We start from the raw sequence: 17,904 nt of genomic DNA, 5'->3' as shown, positions 1-17,904 counted from the left end.
AGACAGCAGATGGCAGATTCGATCCATGTGGTGCCCGCGCACTTACGGGAAGCCGCTGCGCACCACCAGGAGACCTCCGACTACCTGCGTACCGTCCCGTCGTCGCATGCCGCGATCCAGGAGAGCCTGGACTCGCTGGGGCCGATCTTCGGCGAACTTCGCGATGCGGGACGCGACCTGCTCGAGCTCAGGCGGCAATGCTACGAGCAACAAGCCGACGACCACGCCGACATGGCGGCCAAACTAATTGTGTCGGCGACGATGTGGGAACAGCACGACGAAGATGCTGCACGTGAGCTCGGCGGCATCGTTGACGGCGGTCGATGACAGACGCCAATCCCGCCTTCGACACGGTTCACCCTAGTGGGCAGATCCTTGTCCGCTCCTGCCGCGGTGGCTACATGCACAGCGTCGCGCTGAGCGAGGAGGCGCTGGATACCGACGCCGAGACCCTGGCACAAGGCATTCTGTTGACCGCCGATGTGTCCTGCCTCAAGGCGCTGCTGGAAATCCGCGACGAAATCCTGGCAGCCGGGCACACCCCGTCGGCGGAGGTTCCGACCCCGCACGATCTCGATGCCGCTATCGAAAAACTTGTTGCACACAAACTGCGTCGCCGCGACAGCGCGTACTGAGCGACTTGAAAACGGGCTTACCGCCTACAGCAGCCAGGTCTTCGCCGCATCGGGATCGGGCGCGATATCGGTGGGCGGCTCTATGGGATTGGGGCCGAATAACTCTCGCGCGCGGGCCAGGAGAGCGCGCACTTCGTCGAGTTGCTGCTGCAGCGCAGAATCAGCCATGTCCTCACGCTACCCAGGCCGTTGCGGCTGCACAATTCACGGACTGAATAGACCACCCATTGGATGCCGGTAGGCTGGGCCGGTGGCGATCTTCGGTCGGATAACGGCGCGCCAGCGCCTCCGGAGAGCGACTCGAGAATCACTGGCGATTCCGGCCTTCAGCTCTCCTATCGATTGCACCCCCTGGGTGACGGGGGGGCTTTGGCCTGCCGAACTGTCCCCGGTCACTGCCGAAACCGCCGCGCTCGCAGAGTATCTGAAGACCGACCTGCAGCGGATATCCAATGGCGCCAACGAACAGATCAAGATGATCAAGCGAGCCGGACTGCCTGATTTCGCGCGGCAGGCAGAAGAAGCCCGCGTCGTCGATGAGGCCCGCGCCCGCGCCGCGCGACGGGTCGAATCGGCGGTCCGTGATTTGCATGCGGTGAAGGCCGGGGGGCTGCCGGACTACTCGCGCCAGCCAGATGGCGGCCATCTTGCCGGCCCGGATCTCGACACGACCCAGGTCATACCCGCCGTGACGCCCGTGGAACCCCCGGTCGAAGAGCCGGCCGAGAGCGCCCACGACACGCTCGGGCCCACCGAGAGCGAACACAATGATGCGCCGGCAGCCGTTGGGGACGATGACCCCGATGATTCCGGCGCCCGGCACACAGCTTCTGGAGCCCCCACCGACGACAACGGCGATAAGCCCACGATCACTCCAGAATCGGGGGCCGCGATCCCAGCGGCTCCGCCAGCCGGGATTGACACCGAATCCGCAAGCGAACGATTGCAGCGGCTCCTCGCGTTCGTCGTCCGCCAGGAACCACGGCTGAGGTGGGCGATCGGCGATTGCACGGACGGCACGACGGTTCTGGTCACCGACCTCGCCCACGGCTGGATTCCGCCGGATATCACGCTGCCCGCGGGCGTGCGATTGCTGGGACCCGGGCGACGCGGGGGCAAAGTGCCCGCACTGGTCGGCGATGCAACGCGGGTCGTGACCTACACCCCCGGCGATCCCGTGGGCCGGCCGACTGATTTCGCCGCGACGGAACCCTCGGTTGAGCCCCGCGAGCTGCCGGTGATCGACGATCTGGGATGGGAGCTGGGTCGGGCCACGCACTGGCGCGACGGGCTGCCACGAATGGCGCACACGCTGGCCAAGGCCGCTGCTGGGGGAACTGGCGTCGTAGACGAAGAAGCCGACGTGTTGCGGGTTCATCTTGATACCGCGCGCTACCAGCTCCTCCACCAATATCCGGACGTCGAGCCGGCGTTGCTGCTCAATTGCCTGCTGTTGGCGGCCACCGAGGCCTGCGTCGCCGGAGACTCGGTCTCGGCGAACTATCACCTCGCCTGGTTCCGGAAGCTCTGCGAACCACCGCGTAGCCAGTGGGCCGCGAAGCCGTGACAGCCGGTCCCGGGGCCGGTAGTTACCCGCTAAGTGATGAATTGACGCTGGTCGGAGGGGTCGACGATACTGACACCGTGTCGGGATCGGGCAGTCGGAGTGAGCGGAGCGACCTGAGGGACCGAGATCTCGTCGAAGCTGTACTGCGTGAACTGAGCGAGGCGGCCGACAAGTGGGAAGCCCTTGTCGCGCAGGCCGAAACGATCACGTACAGCGTTGACCTGGGCGACATCCAGGTCGTCGTAAATGCCGACGGCAGGTTGCTGAAGTTGACGCTGCATCCGGGCGTGGTGACCGGCTACGCCCACGGGGAGTTAGCCGATAGATTGAACGTCGCGATAGCGGCGCTGCGTGAAGAGGCCGAATCCGAAAACCGGGCAAGGTACGGAGGCCAGTTGCAGTGAACGTCGGTTTCGATGCAGCAAATCCGCATCGACCGCCAAAAGGAGAATGACTGTGCCACTTAATCTGTCCAACCGGGACCAGAATTCGGGGCACCTGTTCTACAACCGGCGCTTGAGGGCTGCGATTACCAGGTTTTCCGTGCGGATGAAGCATGACGATCGCAAGCAGCAAGCGGCGGTGGCGTTGTCGATCGTGCTCGTGCTCATCGGCGTCGGCTGGATGGCCTTACTGCATGTCATGAAGCCGTCGGGATTGGTCGGCGAATCGGCCATCATCGGCGACCGTGACACCGGCGCGGTTTACGCGAAGATCAATGGGCGCCTCTACCCCGCGCTCAACCTGACCTCCGCGCGGTTGGCCGTCGGCAGTCCCGGTGCTCCGACCTGGGTCAAGGCAAGCGAAATCGCCAAGTACCCGACCGGCCCGATGATCGGCATCCCCGGGATACCCGACAGCTTGCCGGTCACATCGAGCGCCGTGTCGGCGTGGTCGGTCTGCGACACCGCGGCCAACCGGGGCAGCGGCACGGCTCCGGTGGTGACATCCATCGCTGGCGAGCTGTCGCCGTTCGGAAGGTCCGCGGCTATGGGCCCGACGCAGGCCGTCCTTGCGACGCATAAGGGCGCGACCTACGTGATCTGGAAAGGGCAACGGTCCCGCATCGATTCAACCGACCGATCAGTGACGTTCAATCTCGGCCTTGACCCCGGGGTGACGTATCCGATCGAGATCTCCAATGCCCTCTTCGATGGGATGCCGTCAACGGAACCCCTTGTGGTACCGGTAATTCCGGGCCACGGGACGCCATCGCGGTGGCTGCCCGGCACGGCGGTGGGCAGCGTGCTGGAAACCCGCGATGCGGGCGGCGCCGTCAACGGCTTTTACGTGCTGCTGCCGGGCGGTGTGCAGAAGATCACCAGCTTCGTCGCGGACCTGCTGCGCACCGCGGACGCGGAGGGTTCGACGACGCCCACCCTGGTTGCCCCGGACAAGCTGATCCAGATCCCGGTCGTCGACGTGCTCGATGTCGACTACTACCCTTCGGGCAAGCTGGATTTCATTGACACAGCGGCCAATCCGGTAACGTGCGTCGGCTGGGAGAAGCAATCCAGCGACCCGCAGGCCAGGATCACCCTCTTCAGCGGGCGGGGTCTGCCGGTCCCGATCAGCATGGATTCCCGTTTGGTGCAGCTGGTCCGCGACAACCGCGACCCCGAATCACCCGAGGCGCAACAGACGTTGGTGTTGCCGGGCGCAGCGAACTTCGTTGCGACGACGAGTGGTGTTAGTACGGCCGACAGTCGCGAAAGTCTGTATTGGGTTTCAACGCAGGGCGTTCGGTACGGGATCCAATCGGATCAAAAGACCCTGCAGGCGCTGGCTCTGGATCCACGACTTGCCATGCAAGCGCCTTGGCCCATAGTGCGGACCTTCGCGGCTGGACCGGCGATCGGCCGCGACGCCGCCCTAGTCGCGCGCGACATGATAGCCGGAAATGGTGCCGTGGCGCCCATTCCAGACGCCAATGACCAGGCCGCTGGGGGTTAAGTATGTCGAAACGAGGTTTCATCCGTGGCGCCCGCAAGCCACCGCCGAGCGTTCCGCCCGTGCGAATCGCGGTCGCTGCGCCGCTGGCATTGCCCGAGCGTGAGCCCCGCAACATCCTGCTGATGATCGCGCTTCCAGCGCTGCTGGTAGGGATCATCGGCACCCTGGTGGTGATGTACGCGTCGGGGATCCGATCGCTGCAATCGGGATTCTTCCCGATGATCGGGCTGGTCGGCTTCGGCACTCTGATGTTCAGCGGCCGCTTCGGGCGCGGGCGCCGGATCAGCTGGGGGGAGCAAGAAAAGCAGCGCCGCAGCTACTTACGCCAACTCGACGAGGACCGCGACGAAGTGCAGCGCGCCGCGCAGGATCAGCGACGCAACCAGCTCTTCGTACATGGTGACCCGCAGCAACTGGACACCGTCATCGGTGGCCCGCGGATGTGGGAGCGGCGCCCGGGCGATCCGGATTTCCTCGATGTCCGGCTGGGGATCGGCGTCCAGCAAGCCGGCGAATCGGCGGTGTCACTGCAGTGGCCCGATGTCCCGATCGGTGAAGAACTCGAACCCGTAACAGGTGGCGCGCTAAGGGATTTCATTCTCGAACAGAGCAAGATTCGCGGAATCGGCAAAGTGCTCAGCATGCGATCCAAACCCGGATTCAGCTTCATCGGCGAGGATCCGGCCGAACTGCAGGGTCTCGCTCGGTCGATACTGTGCTCCCTCGCCGTCTACCACGGTCCCAACGATCTGAAGCTCATGGTGGTCACGCGGCATCCTGAGTTGTGGTCCTGGCTGGTGTGGCTACCGCACAACCAGCACGACGAGATGTTCGACGCGTGCGGACTGCGCCGGCTGGTGTTCGCGTCTCCGACCGAGCTGGAAGAAGCGCTCGACGCCGAATTGCACCGCAAGGGCCGTGGACCGTGGGCGCCACCCGCCGGAACCAGCCCGACGTCGATGCCCTCGCCGATGGAGTCGACTGCGGGCCTGCCGCTGGGCCCGCACTGGGTGATCGTCGACGACAACGTCGGCACACCCGAGCAATGGGAGGGTGTGACCGGGCAAAAGGGTATGGCCGGCATCACCGTGTTGCGGCTGGCGTCCCGGGCCGGCGTCGGAGTCGGGTTCGCCGACGACAGCCAGCGTTTCGGGCTGCGTGAAGGCAGGCTCTCCCACCGCGGAGCTTTTTATGCCGTCGCCGACATGCTCGCCGAGAGCACCGCCAATCGGTACGCGCGGGCGCTCGCCCGTTGGTCTCCGATGAGTGCCGGGGAATTGTCGGAGACCGACAGTCAGGGCGGCGAACTGCTGCGCGCGCTGGGAATCAGCGACCCGCGAGAGCTGGACGTCGACAGACTGTGGGCCGAGAGCCGCGGCCGCGGGGACCACAAGTGGGCGATGGTGCCCGTCGGCGTCAAGCAAGGTGGGGAGCTGCAGTACATCATCCTGCGCGCCAAAGACTTTGGCGGCTTTGGTTTTCACTCCGTGGTGATCGGGACGTCTGGTTCCGGGAAGTCGGAGTACTTCCTGTCGCTGTGCAGCGGGATAGCCCTGACTCACTCACCGGAGGCTTTCATCGTCATCTTCGTTGACATGAAGTTCGAATCGGCGGCTCAGGACCTGCAAGGATTTCCGCACGTCGCTGGTTCGTTGTCCAATTTGGGCAAGGACGACCGCCACCTGGCCGAGCGGATGCGCAAGGCCATCAATGGCGAAATAGCCCGACGTTATCGGCTTTTCAAGGACGCCGGTGCGCGCGACGCCAACGAGTACGAGGAGATGCGGCTCGCCGGAAGGGATCTGGAGCCGGTGCCGATCCTCCTGGTCATCATCGACGAGTACCTGGAGCTGTTCATTCATCATCCGGAGTGGATCGATTTGGTCATCCACATCGGGCAGGAGGGTCGTGGCTGCAATGTCTTCTTCACCCTCGGCGGCCAGCGGCTGGATCTCTCGTCGCTGAGTAAAGCCAAGAGCAACATTGCCTTTCGGGTGGCCCTGCGCGCCGAGACCGCGGAGGACTCTCGGGACGTGATCGGCAGCGACGCCGCGCTGCACCTTCCTTCGAAGGAGAACGGGTACGCCTTGCTCAAGGTTGGGCCGCGGGATCTGGAGCAGTTCCGGTGCTTTTATGTGTCGGCGCCCTTCGTGGTGCCCAAGCGGGTCGTCAACGTGAACAAGACGGTGGCCGTGAGCTTTTCCCAGCCGCGGGCGTTCACGTGGGCCTACCAACCGCTCAGCGAAGCCGACAGTGCGGCTTTGGCCGTGGCCGACGAGCCCGACGAGCCCGACGAGTATCTCTTCCACGCCGATGGGTTCCGCAAGAAGAAGCTCGTCGACGTCGTCCGAGAGTCACTCATTTCACACCCCGCGCGTCCTCCGCACCAGATTTGGCTACCACCTTTGGAAGTCAGCGAGCCAGTCGATGCTCTGGTCGCCCGCTGGCGGGGTAAGCCTTGGGACGTCGACTACGGACAGAACCCGGGGCTGGTTTTTCCGGTGGGTATTGCGGACATTCCAGAGGAGCACTCCCAACGGGTGCACGCCATCGACGCAGAGATGGACAACATCATGGTGGTCGCGACGGCTCAGCGCGGTAAGTCCACTACGTTGATGACATTGATGACCTCGGCGGCGCTGATGTATCGGCCCGAACGGGTCACGTTCTTCTGCATCGGGGGATCGCTGTACGCGGTCGAAGAGCTACCTCACGTCGCGTCCGTGGTCAGCCAGACAGACAGCGAGGGAGTGTCGCGGACCATCGCGTCGATCGAGGGTTTGATCCTGGCCCGCGAGGCGTCGTTCAAGCAGTACCAAATCGACATCTCCGAATTCCGGGAACGGCGGTTCGGCTCGGACAGGGATGGTCGAACCGATCCTGACGACAAGTTCGGCGATGTGTTCCTGGTCGTCGACAACTTCAGCGACCTTTATGACAAGGCAGCCGCGATGGGTGACCGTCTGGTCACGATCGCCCGTCAGGGCCTGTCCTATGGAGTCCATGTCATCACCAGTGCGACGGCGTGGCTGGTGGGTCAAAAACAGCAATTGGTCAACGTGTCCAACGCCCGCATCCAACTGCGGCTGAGCAATCCCGACGAAACGCAGATGGGAGAGGGCTTCGAGCGCAGAAAGGCCGCCCGTAACACGCTGGACAAACCTGGCTTTGGGGTCACCCGCGACGGCCACGAACTGCTGGTCGGGGTGCCGGAGATCACCGGTGCCGGCGGTGCGAGAGTGCCCACACGAGAGATCGGCTCGCTCATCGGTGAGCTGACCGGTGCCGGCAGGCTGGAGAGGCTGGCGCGACTGCCCGAGCGGATTGAGCTCAGCCAGGTTATCGCTGCTTTCGCAGATACTCCCCAGGCGGCCGACCCCCTGAACATCCCCTTCGCGATTGGCGAAAGCGCCTTGCAGCCAGCGATTTTGGGGTCCCGGAACATGCCCAACATGCTCGTCGTGGGCCGCCAGCTGTGCGGGAAGACCACGACGCTGGCAGCGTTTGGGCGGGCAATCATGAGCCGGCTTACGCCCGAGCAGGCGCAGATCACCATCATCGATCCCAAGACATCACTTATCGGCAAGATCCAGGGACCACATGTACACGCGTACGCCTACACGGCTGACGACATCGACGAGTTGATCGGGGCACTAGCGGAAATCATGCGCGACCGCCTTCCACCCTCCGGTCTGACCCAGGAAGAGTTGCTGAACCGAAGCGCATGGCAGGGTCCGCACCATTTCATCCTGATCGATGACGAGCAGGAGCTTCGTCCGCACGGCGTGATAGGCAAGGCCGCGGCGACGGCGCCGTTGTGGGGTTTGATCGAACGCAGCCGCGAGATAGGGCTGCATGTCATCGCCTCGCGCCTACCGGGGAACTGGGCAGGCGTTTCGGTGACGAATCCATTCCTGCAAAAATTGACCAGTTCGCGCGCGCCCACGCTATTCATGGATAACGACCCGGCAGCGGTGAAAGTATTCGGCAGGGTGAGCGCCCAGCAACTGCCCCCGGGCCGTGGCCTACTGGTAACGACCGACGGAGCTATCGAAGGAGTCCTGGTAGGAGCGCCGGAATAGGCCGACCCCGGCTGGGTGCTCGTCGCTCGCGAAAAGAGTGATTCGACACCTGTCGATGACCACCTTAGAATCGGGCAAATCCGCGAAACGTTGCGGCGGCGATAACGCGCCTGGTGGGGAGCCCGAGCTAGGGGTAAACACCTCTACGGGTGAAACAGGGCGACTAGGACACGGGAGGCACAGATGGACGGGTTTGGAATGGTTACGGGTGCCGTCGACATGTCGTCGGCCGCAGAAACCGGGATCAGCGAGGAGATGGCGGCGACCACGGCGGCCGGATCGGCGGCGCTCACCGGGGTGATGCCGATGGCGCCGGACGCCGACTCCGCGGAGTTCGCGGCCGCGCTGAACGCGGCTGGGGCTGCCTACCTGGCCACAGTGACCGAGCACGCCGGGCAGCGCGCCGGCTTCGCGGGTGCACAAGGCCTGGCTTCTACCACCGCCACCGCGACCGATCTGATCAACGCAGCCAAGCTGTAAGCCTTCAGCAATGCCCGACCCTAGGTGGACAGGTCCGCCGGAGCAGGTAGCGCTGATCTTCGAGGCGGGCAACCCGGCGTCGGTGTTGGCCAACACCGCGGTATGGGTCACCGAGACCGCGCACAAGGAGTTGTCGGCCGGCCTGTCGACGATTAATTCCCTGGTCACGGCCGTGAACTGGCAGGGTTTGGGTTCGGTTGCCTCGCTGGTTGCCAGCACCGGACTCAACGCCGGATTGCACACGCTGGTGGGCTGGACGGCGCACAAGATCGGCGTCACACAAGCCGCCGTGGAGGCCTTCACGACCGCAAGGTCATCAGTGATCCCGTCGGTGGTGTCGCAGACCAACCGGGACGAATGGGCCGTCTTGAATGCCACCAACTTTCTCGGTTTCAACACCCCGGCGATCATCGAACGGGACACGGAGTACTTCGGCGAACACTGGCCGCACAATTCGGGCATCGGCTGGGCGTACTCCGCCGCGCTGAGCGCGCTCACCGCCGCATTGGCCGTTCCTCCGCCCGTCGCCCCGATCGGGGCATCGCCGGCCGCTCCGGCGGCGGCCGGGGAGGCGGTGGCGCAGGCGGCCGCACAGACCGGCATGAGCGACGCAATGCAGGTATCGACTCAGGCCGGCCAGGGCGCCGGGCAGGCAGCTTCTGCACCCGCCGATGCGGGGGGCCAGTTCAGTTCGCTCTTGCAGCAGCCGATGTCGATGGTGTCCAGCGCGAGTGAACCCCTGCAGCAAGTGGTCAAGGCTCCGATGGAGGCGGTTCAGGGCATATCGAGCTTGCCGCAAGGGCTGATGCAGTCGATGACCGGAATGTTCTCGTCGGCGGGGGCCCCGAATGCTGCTTCGGCCGGTGCCATCGCCGAACCCGTGCTGGCCGGCGGCGGAGCCGCGGGTGGCGTTGGTGCCGCATCCGTGGGCGGCGCGGGCGGGATCGGCGGTTTCCCCGGCGCCGGACTGACCAGTTATACCCGGCCCACCAGCAGCTTCGAGCCGGAGACCGCCGGCCGGCCGGTCGGTCTGCGGGCGGGCGTGCTCAACGCCGCAGAAGTACGCGGGCCGACGGTCTCGACTGGGATGGGCGGGGCTCCGATGCCGATGTCACCGGCCGGCATGCTGGCTCGCGGAAGTGGCGGCGAATCCGACAAAGACGCCGTAAGGAGCGCCCGCATCGTCCTTGACGGCGATCCGACGGACCCGCAGTAGCGGGTTGGTGGGTGCGTCGGCCGCTAGCGTCTAGCGCGCGTTGGGGGCTGGGCAGGCTTTGTCGAGTATCCCGAGCTCGTCGTTGAACTGTTGATTCAGGTTGGCGTAGGTCTGGGCCCACGAGGGCGGTGCGTCGGCGTCAGCGGGAACACTCGTGTCGTTGCGTATCCGGGCATTGAGAGACACAAACTGTTGAGTCTCGTCGGCTAGCCGGTGGGCGTGCGGGGCAAGCTGAGGATCGGTGATCGATGTTGCGTAAGCCTGCATGTTGTCGGCCCAGCGCTGGTAATCGTCAAGGCTCGGTTGGGCTGCCCGCTCGGGATTAAACGCATTGGCCAAGGCCTGCCGTTGGGACTTGTTGTAGTCGATCATCGCTCGCACCTTCAAGCAGTCCGGGTGCTGATGGTGGCGGGTCAACAGCCACAACGCTGCCGTGACGGCGACGGTGACGGCGAGGATGAACGTGATTGCGCGGACGATCCGCTCATGCCGGTGCGCTCGCGCGCTCATCGACCGGGGCCGGGCGGGCCGGCGAAGGCTTGAGCGATCTCCAGCCAGCGCTGCGCGTCTGGACCGTGCGCTGCGATGTCAAGAGTGCTGAGCGGGCGCCGCTGGGTGACCAGAAAGCAGAAGTGCTCGGCGGAGCCGGTGACCTGCTGGGCGGCGTCTGGCGGTCCCCAGGACCAGGTGTCGCCGCTGGGTCCCCGCAGCTCGACCAGGAACGCCTCGGTCGGCGCAGCCAGATTGTTGACGGAGAAGGCGTAATCGCGGGTGCGCACCCCGAGATGCGCGATGGACCGCAGCCGCTCTGAGGCGGGTCGTTTCACGCCAAGGGCGTCGGCGACGTCAAGACCGTGTGCCCACGACTCCATCAACCGCGCGGTAGCCATCGACGCCGCGCTCATCGGTGGCCCGAACCACGGCAGTTTGCGGCCCTCGGGCACCGCCAGCAACGCCTCGTGCAACCGCTCGCGGGTGACCCGCCACTCGGCGAGCAGCTCGGCGGGCGCTAGGGCCGCCAGTTCCTCGGCACCCGCGTCGACGAAGCCAGTCGGGTCCGCCGCGGCGGCCTTCAGCGCGTCGGCGAACGCCGCCTCGTCGGTAACCGCGGTCAGCGCGACCCGGTCGGTCCACAGCAGGTGTCCGACCTGGTGGGCGATGGTCCAGCCCGGCGCGGGCGTCGGATCGGCCCAGCGGTGCGCTGGAAGTGGTGCCAATAGCGCATCGAGGTCGTCACTCTCGGCACGCAGATCAGCCACCATCGGCCCGGGACCGGCCATCAATGCCTCCGACAATCCGACGTGGAAATCACGTGTGTACCTTAGCCATTGTTCGCTGGCTGGCCGCGGCGGCCGAGGACGCTGTGGACGGCCAGCCCGATCACGTACAACACGGACCCGAACAGCACAAACCCCGGCGCGCGCCCGTCATCGGGAATGAAAGCCGCAGCAACCGTGATCGAGACGATGAACGCCACCCAGAAGAGCGCATCCTGGACTGCGAACACGTGTCCACGAAGAGCGTCGTCGACGTCGATCTGCATCGCCGAGTCGGCGCACAGCTTGACCACTTGACCGGCCACGCCGATAGAGAAGCCGCACAGTACCATCACCGGAAGCCGCAGCAAGGCGCCGGGGATCTGGATGATCGCGGCCGCCACCAACGCGCCGTTGGCCGTGGCGTAGCGGCCCCAGCGGCGCACCAACGACGGTGTCAGCACGTTGGCCAGAAAAGCTCCGAGACCCGAAGCGGCGAAGAACAGCAATGCGATACCCAAGCCGCCCGCGGCGGGAGCCGGCAAATGGCGGACCAGCAACAACATCACCAGCGAATTGATCCCGACCACCATCCGATGCGCGGCCAAGCCGGACAGGGTGGCAGCGACCGTTGGGCGCTGCACGACCGTGCGCGCGCCGTGCAATAAGCCGGTGAGTACCGCATAAACGGCGGACCCGTGGATCGCGCGCTTTGTGTCGTCCGGGCCCAGTACGCGGGGACCGAAGCGGAACGACAGCAGTAACGCGATCGACATCGGAATGGCGGCGATGAAGATGACGACCGCGGCGCCCCGATCGCCGGCGCCGACGAAGAAGCGGGGCACCAGCATGAAGTTGGCGCCCAGGAAAGCCGCGATGGCGCCGGACGCGGTGGCTACGGAGTTCATCGTCACCACTTGTTCGCGCGGCACCACGTGGGGCAGGGACGCCGACAGTCCGGACGCGACAAACCGGGCCAGGCCGTTGGCGAGCAACGCTCCGATCAGCAGCGGTGTCTCTCCGGCGCGGATGACCAGAATGGTGCCGATCCCGGTGATCAGGAGCAGTCGGCCCACGTTGGCGCCGACGAGCACCAGCCGTCGATCCCAGCGGTCCATCAGCGCGCCCGCGAACGGTGCCAGCAGGGAGTAGGGCAAAAACAGCACCGTGAACGCGCTCGCGATGGACATCGGGTCGGCGGCTCGATCCGGGTTGAAAAGCAGCGCTCCGGCCAAACCCGCCTGAAAGAGACCGTCACCGAACTGACTCGCCATGCGCACTTGCAGCAGTCGCCAGAAATCCGGCAAGCTGCGCACCGACCGCCAAATATCGACGTGTGCGCCCGAGTTCATCCGGGTTTGAATCACCGAACCGACTTTCACGCTTGGGGTTTTGCAGGATCGCCGCGGTCGACGCCGGCCCACCAACAGTACAAATATTCGTACGCCCCGCTTGATTGCCCCGGGCGACGCGGCGGAGGTGCGATGATTGTGTGATGCCGGCGCACGAAGATCCAGAGGACTATGTCGCACCCGCCGCGCAACGGGTGCGCGCGGGTACTTTACTGCTTGCCAATACCGATCTTCTCGAACCGACGTTTCGGCGCAGCGTCATTTACATCGTGGAGCACAACGACGGCGGCACATTGGGAGTCGTGATCAACCGGGCCAGCGAAACCGCGGTGTACAACGTGTTGCCGCAGTGGGCCAAGCTGACGGCCAAGCCTAAGACCATGTTCATCGGTGGGCCCGTCAAGCGTGACGCGGCTCTGTGTCTGGCTTCTTTGCGGGTCGGCGCCGATCCGCAAGGCGTGCCGGGACTGCGGCACGTGGACGGTCGGATAGTAATGGTCGACCTGGACGCCGAGCCCGATCTGATCGCACCGTTGGTGGAGGGGGTGCGAATCTTCGCCGGATATTCCGGCTGGACCATTGGTCAGCTTGAAGGCGAGATTGAGCGCGACGACTGGATTGTGTTGTCGGCGTTGCCATCCGATGTGCTGGTCGGGCCAAGAGCCGACCTTTGGGGGCAGGTGCTGCGCCGGCAGCCGTTGCCGCTTTCGTTGCTTGCGACCCACCCGATCGACGTCAGCCGAAACTAGGGCTCCTCCACCACCTCTGAGGTTCAAACGGCCGGATCGATCGCCGACAGCCGCGTCAACATAATTCAGTGGCAGGACTGCGTGCAGACGGCGCAGCCGCCAGCGCAGCTAGGCGCCGCCGCTTCTCGGCGCAGCGCAAAGCGTGCGCTTTGCCAAGAGCCGGTGGCCAGCGTCCCGACGGCGCCGGCGACGCAGACGATCAGCACGACCAGAGCGGTGTGCGGGGAGGCTGCCAGCGCCACCATGCCGCCGGCGGCCAGCATCACCGCCGCCGCCAACTGGGTCGGCGCCATGGCCCGCAGCGCGAGCTGAGTGGTGGCGGCGCTGTCAGCGGTCTGGTTGTGGGAGAGCGACCACGTCCCGAACCCGGCGGAGGCCACCGCCGCACACATGCACAGCATGCCAGCGATAAACATTGCCTCACAATACGAGCCCGGCCGCAGAACCGCTCGCCGGGCTCTGGGGGCCGCTATAAGGTGCCGAATCAACGCCCTTGCAGGAACGCGAAGTTCGGCAGCGGCGGCAGCCCTGGCACCAGGGCCAAGATGTTGGGTGCCGGCTGCTTGGGCACGGTTGTCTGCGCGGGGAGTCCGACCGGCGTGGTACCGGCTGCCTGGGGGGGAAGCCCGACCGGCGCCGCGCCGGGCGCTTGGGCGGGAATCCCGACCGGCGCCGCGCCGGGCGCTTGGGCGGGCGCCGGGGCGGTAGCCCCGGGTGCGGTCACCCGGAATCCGTTGATGATCGCATCGGTGGCCGGTGCGTCTCCGACCGCCACCGAACGGTCGGTGGTCACCGAAAGCGACACCAGGTACTTCTCGCGGCCGGATGTGGCAATGACGTTGCGCCGCGAGGTGTTGAGCGTCATATCGCCGTCGCGGTAAGTGCCCTCGATAACCGACGATGGGAAGCCGCCGAAGTCGGCCATCGAGGCGTTGGTCGTCTGCCAGGCGAGCAATTTCTCGCTGTCGATGTAGCCGTGGGTGATGGCTTCTTTCGGATCGAAGTTACCGACCAGCTTGTACACCACCACCTGCGCGTTCGATGTGTAGACGCTGTTGCCGTGCCGGTCGGCGATCACCGCGAACGCATCGGGCACGTTGGGATCGGGCACCTGAGTCCAGCGAGTGGGCACCGGCAGCGTGACGTCGAGCGCCTTGAGCCCCTGGGGTTTTTGCGCCTCGAGCTTGATGCCCTTCGACTGCAGGTAATCGCGGAGCGTGCCGGAGACCGCGGGAGTCACTGTCGGGGGCCCCGGCGCCGCTGGCGCCGCCGGCGTGACCGCTGCCGGTCCGGGTGCTGAGGGCGCCGTAGCCGGCGCCGACGGCGCGAATGGATTCGCTGCCGGCGGCGCGGCGAGCAACCTGTTGGGGACCTGGCCGGGGGAGGCCGTGGCGTTCTGCGGTACCGGTGCGGGCACGGCGGGGGCGGGCGATGGCGCGGGGTCGGCCCAGGCCGTGGCGCCCGCGAACACCGTGACACCGATCGCGCCGGCGGCCAGGCCTCCGGCGAATACCCGCAGAATACGGGCGATCTGAATCATCTGCGTCGGTCCTTCCCAGTGACTCGGGTACCAGCACCCATCGTTAGAGGCTGACTGTAACTAGTGGTCAAACGTGGTGAACAGGCCCGAAATAGACCTGGGATGAAGCTCTGACCTGCGCGCTACGCAACCGAGACCAACCTGTGGCCGGCGGGGCCGGCGAGGCGGTCCTTATACCCTGTTCAAGTGACCGAATCCCCGACCGCCGCGCCGGAGTCCGATGCGCCGCCACATCGCTACACTGCGGCGTTGGCGGGCCGTATCGAAAGCACCTGGCAGGACCACTGGGCGAAGCTCGGGACGTTCAACGTACCCAACCCGGTCGGTTCGCTGGCTCCGACGGACGGGACGTCGGTGCCCGATGACAAGTTGTTCGTGCAGGACATGTTCCCCTACCCGTCGGGTGATGGGCTGCACGTTGGCCACCCTTTGGGCTACATCGCCACCGACGTATACGCCCGTTACTTCCGGATGACTGGCCATAATGTGCTGCACGCGTTGGGATTCGATTCCTTCGGCCTGCCCGCCGAGCAATATGCGGTGCAAACCGGGACCCACCCGCGCACCAGGACCGAGGCCAACGTCGTGAATTTCCGGCGCCAACTGGGCCGGCTGGGCCTCGCCCATGACAGCCGACGCAGCTTCTCGACCACCGATGTCGAGTTCTACAAGTGGACCCAGTGGATCTTTCTGCAGATCTATAACGCCTGGTTCGACACAGCAGCCGACAAGGCACGTCCGATCGCCGAACTGATCGCCGAATTCGAGTCCGGTGGGCGCCGTCTCGAAGACGGACGGGACTGGTCCAAGCTGTCGGCGGGGGAGCGGGCCGACGTGATCGACGGCTACCGGCTGGTCTACCGGGCGGACTCGATGGTGAACTGGTGTCCGGGCCTGGGCACCGTGCTGGCCAATGAAGAGGTGACCGCCGACGGCCGCAGCGACCGCGGCAATTTCCCGGTATTCCGGAAACGGTTACGGCAGTGGATGATGCGTATCACCGCCTATGCCGACCGACTCCTCGACGACCTTGACCTGCTGGACTGGCCGGAGCAGGTGAAAACCATGCAGCGCAACTGGATCGGCCGCTCCACCGGGGCGATGGCGCTGTTCTCGGCTATCAACACCGATGGCTCCGAAGTCGCCATCGAAGTGTTCACCACGCGGCCCGACACCCTGTTCGGCGCAACGTATCTGGTGTTGGCCCCCGAGCACGACCTGGTTGACGGCTTGGTCGCCACCGCCTGGCCGGAGGGGGTCGACCCTCGCTGGACATACGGCGCCGCCACACCGAGCGAGGCCGTCGCCGCCTACCGCCGCGCTATCGCCGCGAAGTCAGACCTCGAGCGACAGGAGAGCAAGGAGAAGACCGGCGTCTTCTTGGGCAGCTACGCGACGAATCCCGCCAACGGTAAGCCGGTGCCGATCTTCATCGCCGACTACGTGCTGGCCGGCTACGGCACCGGGGCGATCATGGCGGTCCCCGGCCATGACCAGCGCGACTGGGACTTCGCCCACGAGTTTGGGCTACCCGTCCTGGAGGTCATTGCCGGTGGCGATATTTCGGAAGCCGCACACACAGGAGACGGTGTACTGGTCAATTCCGGTTACCTCGATGGCATGGACGTGGCAGTGGCCAAGGACGCCATCACCGCCCGTTTGGAGGCCGAGGGCCGCGGCTGCGCGCGCATCGAATTCAAGCTGCGCGACTGGCTCTTCGCCCGGCAGCGCTATTGGGGTGAGCCGTTTCCGATCGTCTATGACGGTGACGGGCGTCCGCACGCGCTCGACGAGGCGGCACTGCCCGTCGAGCTGCCCGATGTGCCGGACTATTCGCCGGTACTGTTTGACCCCGAAGACGCCGACAGCGAGCCGTCGCCACCACTGGGCAAGGCGACCGAGTGGGTGCACGTCGAGCTCGATCTGGGTGACGGCTTGAAGCCCTACACCCGCGACACCAACGTGATGCCGCAGTGGGCGGGAAGCTCCTGGTATGAATTGCGCTACACCGATCCGCATAACTCAGAGCGGTTCTGCGCCAGGGAAAACGAGGCGTATTGGATGGGCCCGCGGCCGGCTGAGCACGGTCCGGACGATCCCGGTGGCGTCGACCTGTACGTCGGCGGTGCCGAACACGCGGTGCTGCACCTGCTGTATGCACGGTTCTGGCACAAGGTGTTATACGACCTGGGCCATGTCAGTTCTCGCGAGCCCTACCGCAGGCTGATCAACCAGGGCTACATTCAGGCCTTCGCCTACACCGATTCTCGGGGCGCATATGTACCGGCCGATGAGGTGATCGAACGCGATGGCGGTTTCGTGTACACGGGGCCCGACGGCGAAATCGAAGTCTTTCAGGAATTCGGGAAAATCGGTAAGAGTCTGAAGAATTCGATATCACCCGACGAGATCTGCGACGAATACGGCGCGGACACCCTGCGGGTGTACGAGATGTCGATGGGCCCCTTGGAGGCGTCCCGGCCCTGGGCCACCAAGGATGTCGTCGGCGCGCACCGCTTTCTGCAGCGGGTGTGGCGGCTGGTGATCGATGAACAGACCGGCGAAACCCGGGTGGTCGACAGAGCAGACCAACAACAGCTTAACACCGGCACCCTGCGATCGCTGCACCGCACCATCGCCGGAGTCTCCGAAGACTATGCGGCACTGCGTAATAACACCGCGGCGGCCAAGCTGATCGAGTACACCAACCACCTCACGAAAGAACACCGCGACTTGGTGCCCCGCGCCGCGGTCGAGCCGCTGGTGCTGATGCTGGCGCCGCTGGCCCCACACATGGCCGAGGAGCTGTGGCTACGCCTCGGCCACACCGGCTCGTTGGCGCATGGCCCGTTCCCGGAGGCCGACCCCGCTTACCTTGTCGACGACAGTGTCGAATACCCGGTGCAGGTGAACGGCAAGGTACGTGGACGGGTGGTGGTGGCTGCCGACGCCGACGAGGATGCTCTGAAAGCTGCGGCGCTGGACGACGAAAAGGTCCGGGCGTTCTTGGCGGGTGCCACCCCACGCAAGGTGATCGTGGTCCCCGGTCGGCTGGTCAACCTCGTCGTCTGAAA

The 17,904-nt window shown here is 65.4% G+C and carries 16 protein-coding genes; 10 read left to right on the top strand and 6 right to left on the bottom strand.

The window, feature by feature from the left end:
- The first annotated feature begins 9 nt into the window (after positions 1-9).
- Positions 10-327, top strand: coding sequence for an ESX-1 secretion-associated protein (locus tag ACLP4W_RS24210; RefSeq protein WP_442389929.1), 318 nt, complete (start codon positions 10-12; stop codon positions 325-327).
- The gene (locus ACLP4W_RS24205) at positions 324-635 is read left to right on the top strand and encodes a DUF2694 family protein (protein ID WP_442389928.1); all 312 of its coding nucleotides are present in this window, start codon (positions 324-326) and stop codon (positions 633-635) included. Before ACLP4W_RS24210 ends, ACLP4W_RS24205 begins: the two co-directional genes overlap by 4 nt.
- A gap of 24 nt (positions 636-659) precedes the next feature.
- On the opposite strand, the gene ACLP4W_RS24200 is transcribed toward ACLP4W_RS24205, so the two are convergent.
- Entirely contained in the window at positions 660-803 is a 144-nt protein-coding gene (locus tag ACLP4W_RS24200) for a hypothetical protein (RefSeq protein ID WP_293316320.1), read from the bottom strand.
- Between the two features lie 82 nt (positions 804-885).
- Between ACLP4W_RS24200 and ACLP4W_RS24195 the strand changes: the two genes are divergently transcribed.
- From ACLP4W_RS24195 to ACLP4W_RS24170, 6 genes are all read left to right on the top strand, one after another.
- A complete protein-coding gene (locus tag ACLP4W_RS24195; RefSeq protein ID WP_442389927.1) occupies positions 886-2,202 on the top strand; it encodes a DUF5631 domain-containing protein in 1,317 nt (438 codons plus the stop codon).
- 77 nt (positions 2,203-2,279) lie between these two features.
- Positions 2,280-2,606, top strand: coding sequence for a DUF2710 family protein (locus tag ACLP4W_RS24190; protein ID WP_442389951.1), 327 nt, complete (start codon positions 2,280-2,282; stop codon positions 2,604-2,606).
- Positions 2,607-2,658: 52 nt separating this feature from the next.
- Positions 2,659-4,155, top strand: a complete 1,497-nt coding sequence (gene eccB / locus ACLP4W_RS24185) for a type VII secretion protein EccB (protein ID WP_442389926.1) — start codon at positions 2,659-2,661, stop codon at positions 4,153-4,155.
- A gap of 2 nt (positions 4,156-4,157) precedes the next feature.
- Entirely contained in the window at positions 4,158-8,237 is a 4,080-nt protein-coding gene (gene eccCa, locus ACLP4W_RS24180; protein WP_442389925.1) for a type VII secretion protein EccCa, read from the top strand.
- 183 nt (positions 8,238-8,420) lie between these two features.
- The gene (locus ACLP4W_RS24175; RefSeq protein ID WP_442389924.1) at positions 8,421-8,717 is read left to right on the top strand and encodes a PE domain-containing protein; all 297 of its coding nucleotides are present in this window, start codon (positions 8,421-8,423) and stop codon (positions 8,715-8,717) included.
- Between the two features lie 10 nt (positions 8,718-8,727).
- Positions 8,728-9,933, top strand: a complete 1,206-nt coding sequence (locus ACLP4W_RS24170) for a PPE domain-containing protein (RefSeq protein ID WP_442389923.1) — start codon at positions 8,728-8,730, stop codon at positions 9,931-9,933.
- Between the two features lie 30 nt (positions 9,934-9,963).
- Here ACLP4W_RS24170 and ACLP4W_RS24165 read toward each other — a convergent pair whose 3' ends face one another.
- Genes ACLP4W_RS24165 through ACLP4W_RS24155 form a run of 3 tightly spaced genes read right to left on the bottom strand, consistent with a single transcriptional unit; the run spans position 9,964 to position 12,541 of the window.
- Positions 9,964-10,443 (bottom strand): hypothetical protein, encoded by a 480-nt coding sequence (locus tag ACLP4W_RS24165; RefSeq protein WP_442389922.1) that lies wholly within the window; start codon positions 10,441-10,443, stop codon positions 9,964-9,966.
- Positions 10,440-11,213, bottom strand: a complete 774-nt coding sequence (locus ACLP4W_RS24160) for a TIGR03084 family metal-binding protein (protein ID WP_442389921.1) — start codon at positions 11,211-11,213, stop codon at positions 10,440-10,442. The genes ACLP4W_RS24165 and ACLP4W_RS24160 overlap by 4 nt, the downstream gene beginning before the upstream one ends.
- 41 nt (positions 11,214-11,254) lie before the next feature.
- Entirely contained in the window at positions 11,255-12,541 is a 1,287-nt protein-coding gene (locus ACLP4W_RS24155; protein ID WP_442389950.1) for an MFS transporter, read from the bottom strand.
- 140 nt (positions 12,542-12,681) lie between these two features.
- Here ACLP4W_RS24155 and ACLP4W_RS24150 point away from each other — a divergent pair, with 140 nt between their 5' ends.
- Entirely contained in the window at positions 12,682-13,290 is a 609-nt protein-coding gene (locus ACLP4W_RS24150; RefSeq protein WP_442389920.1) for a YqgE/AlgH family protein, read from the top strand.
- Between the two features lie 65 nt (positions 13,291-13,355).
- On the opposite strand, the gene ACLP4W_RS24145 is transcribed toward ACLP4W_RS24150, so the two are convergent.
- Entirely contained in the window at positions 13,356-13,706 is a 351-nt protein-coding gene (locus ACLP4W_RS24145) for a hypothetical protein (protein ID WP_442389919.1), read from the bottom strand.
- Positions 13,707-13,774: 68 nt separating this feature from the next.
- Positions 13,775-14,830 carry an LpqN/LpqT family lipoprotein gene (locus tag ACLP4W_RS24140; protein ID WP_442389918.1) on the bottom strand — a complete coding sequence of 352 codons (1,056 nt, stop codon included), beginning with the start codon at positions 14,828-14,830 and terminating at the stop codon, positions 13,775-13,777.
- 186 nt (positions 14,831-15,016) lie between these two features.
- Between ACLP4W_RS24140 and leuS the strand changes: the two genes are divergently transcribed.
- Entirely contained in the window at positions 15,017-17,902 is a 2,886-nt protein-coding gene (leuS, locus tag ACLP4W_RS24135; RefSeq protein ID WP_442389917.1) for a leucine--tRNA ligase, read from the top strand.
- Positions 17,903-17,904: the final 2 nt, after the last annotated feature.

Source organism: Mycobacterium sp. (assembly GCF_052145595.1).
In the GTDB taxonomy this organism is placed as follows: domain Bacteria; phylum Actinomycetota; class Actinomycetes; order Mycobacteriales; family Mycobacteriaceae; genus Mycobacterium.
The sequence above is the reverse complement of the archived record's forward strand: the minus strand, read 5'-3'. Positions and strand labels throughout refer to the sequence as shown.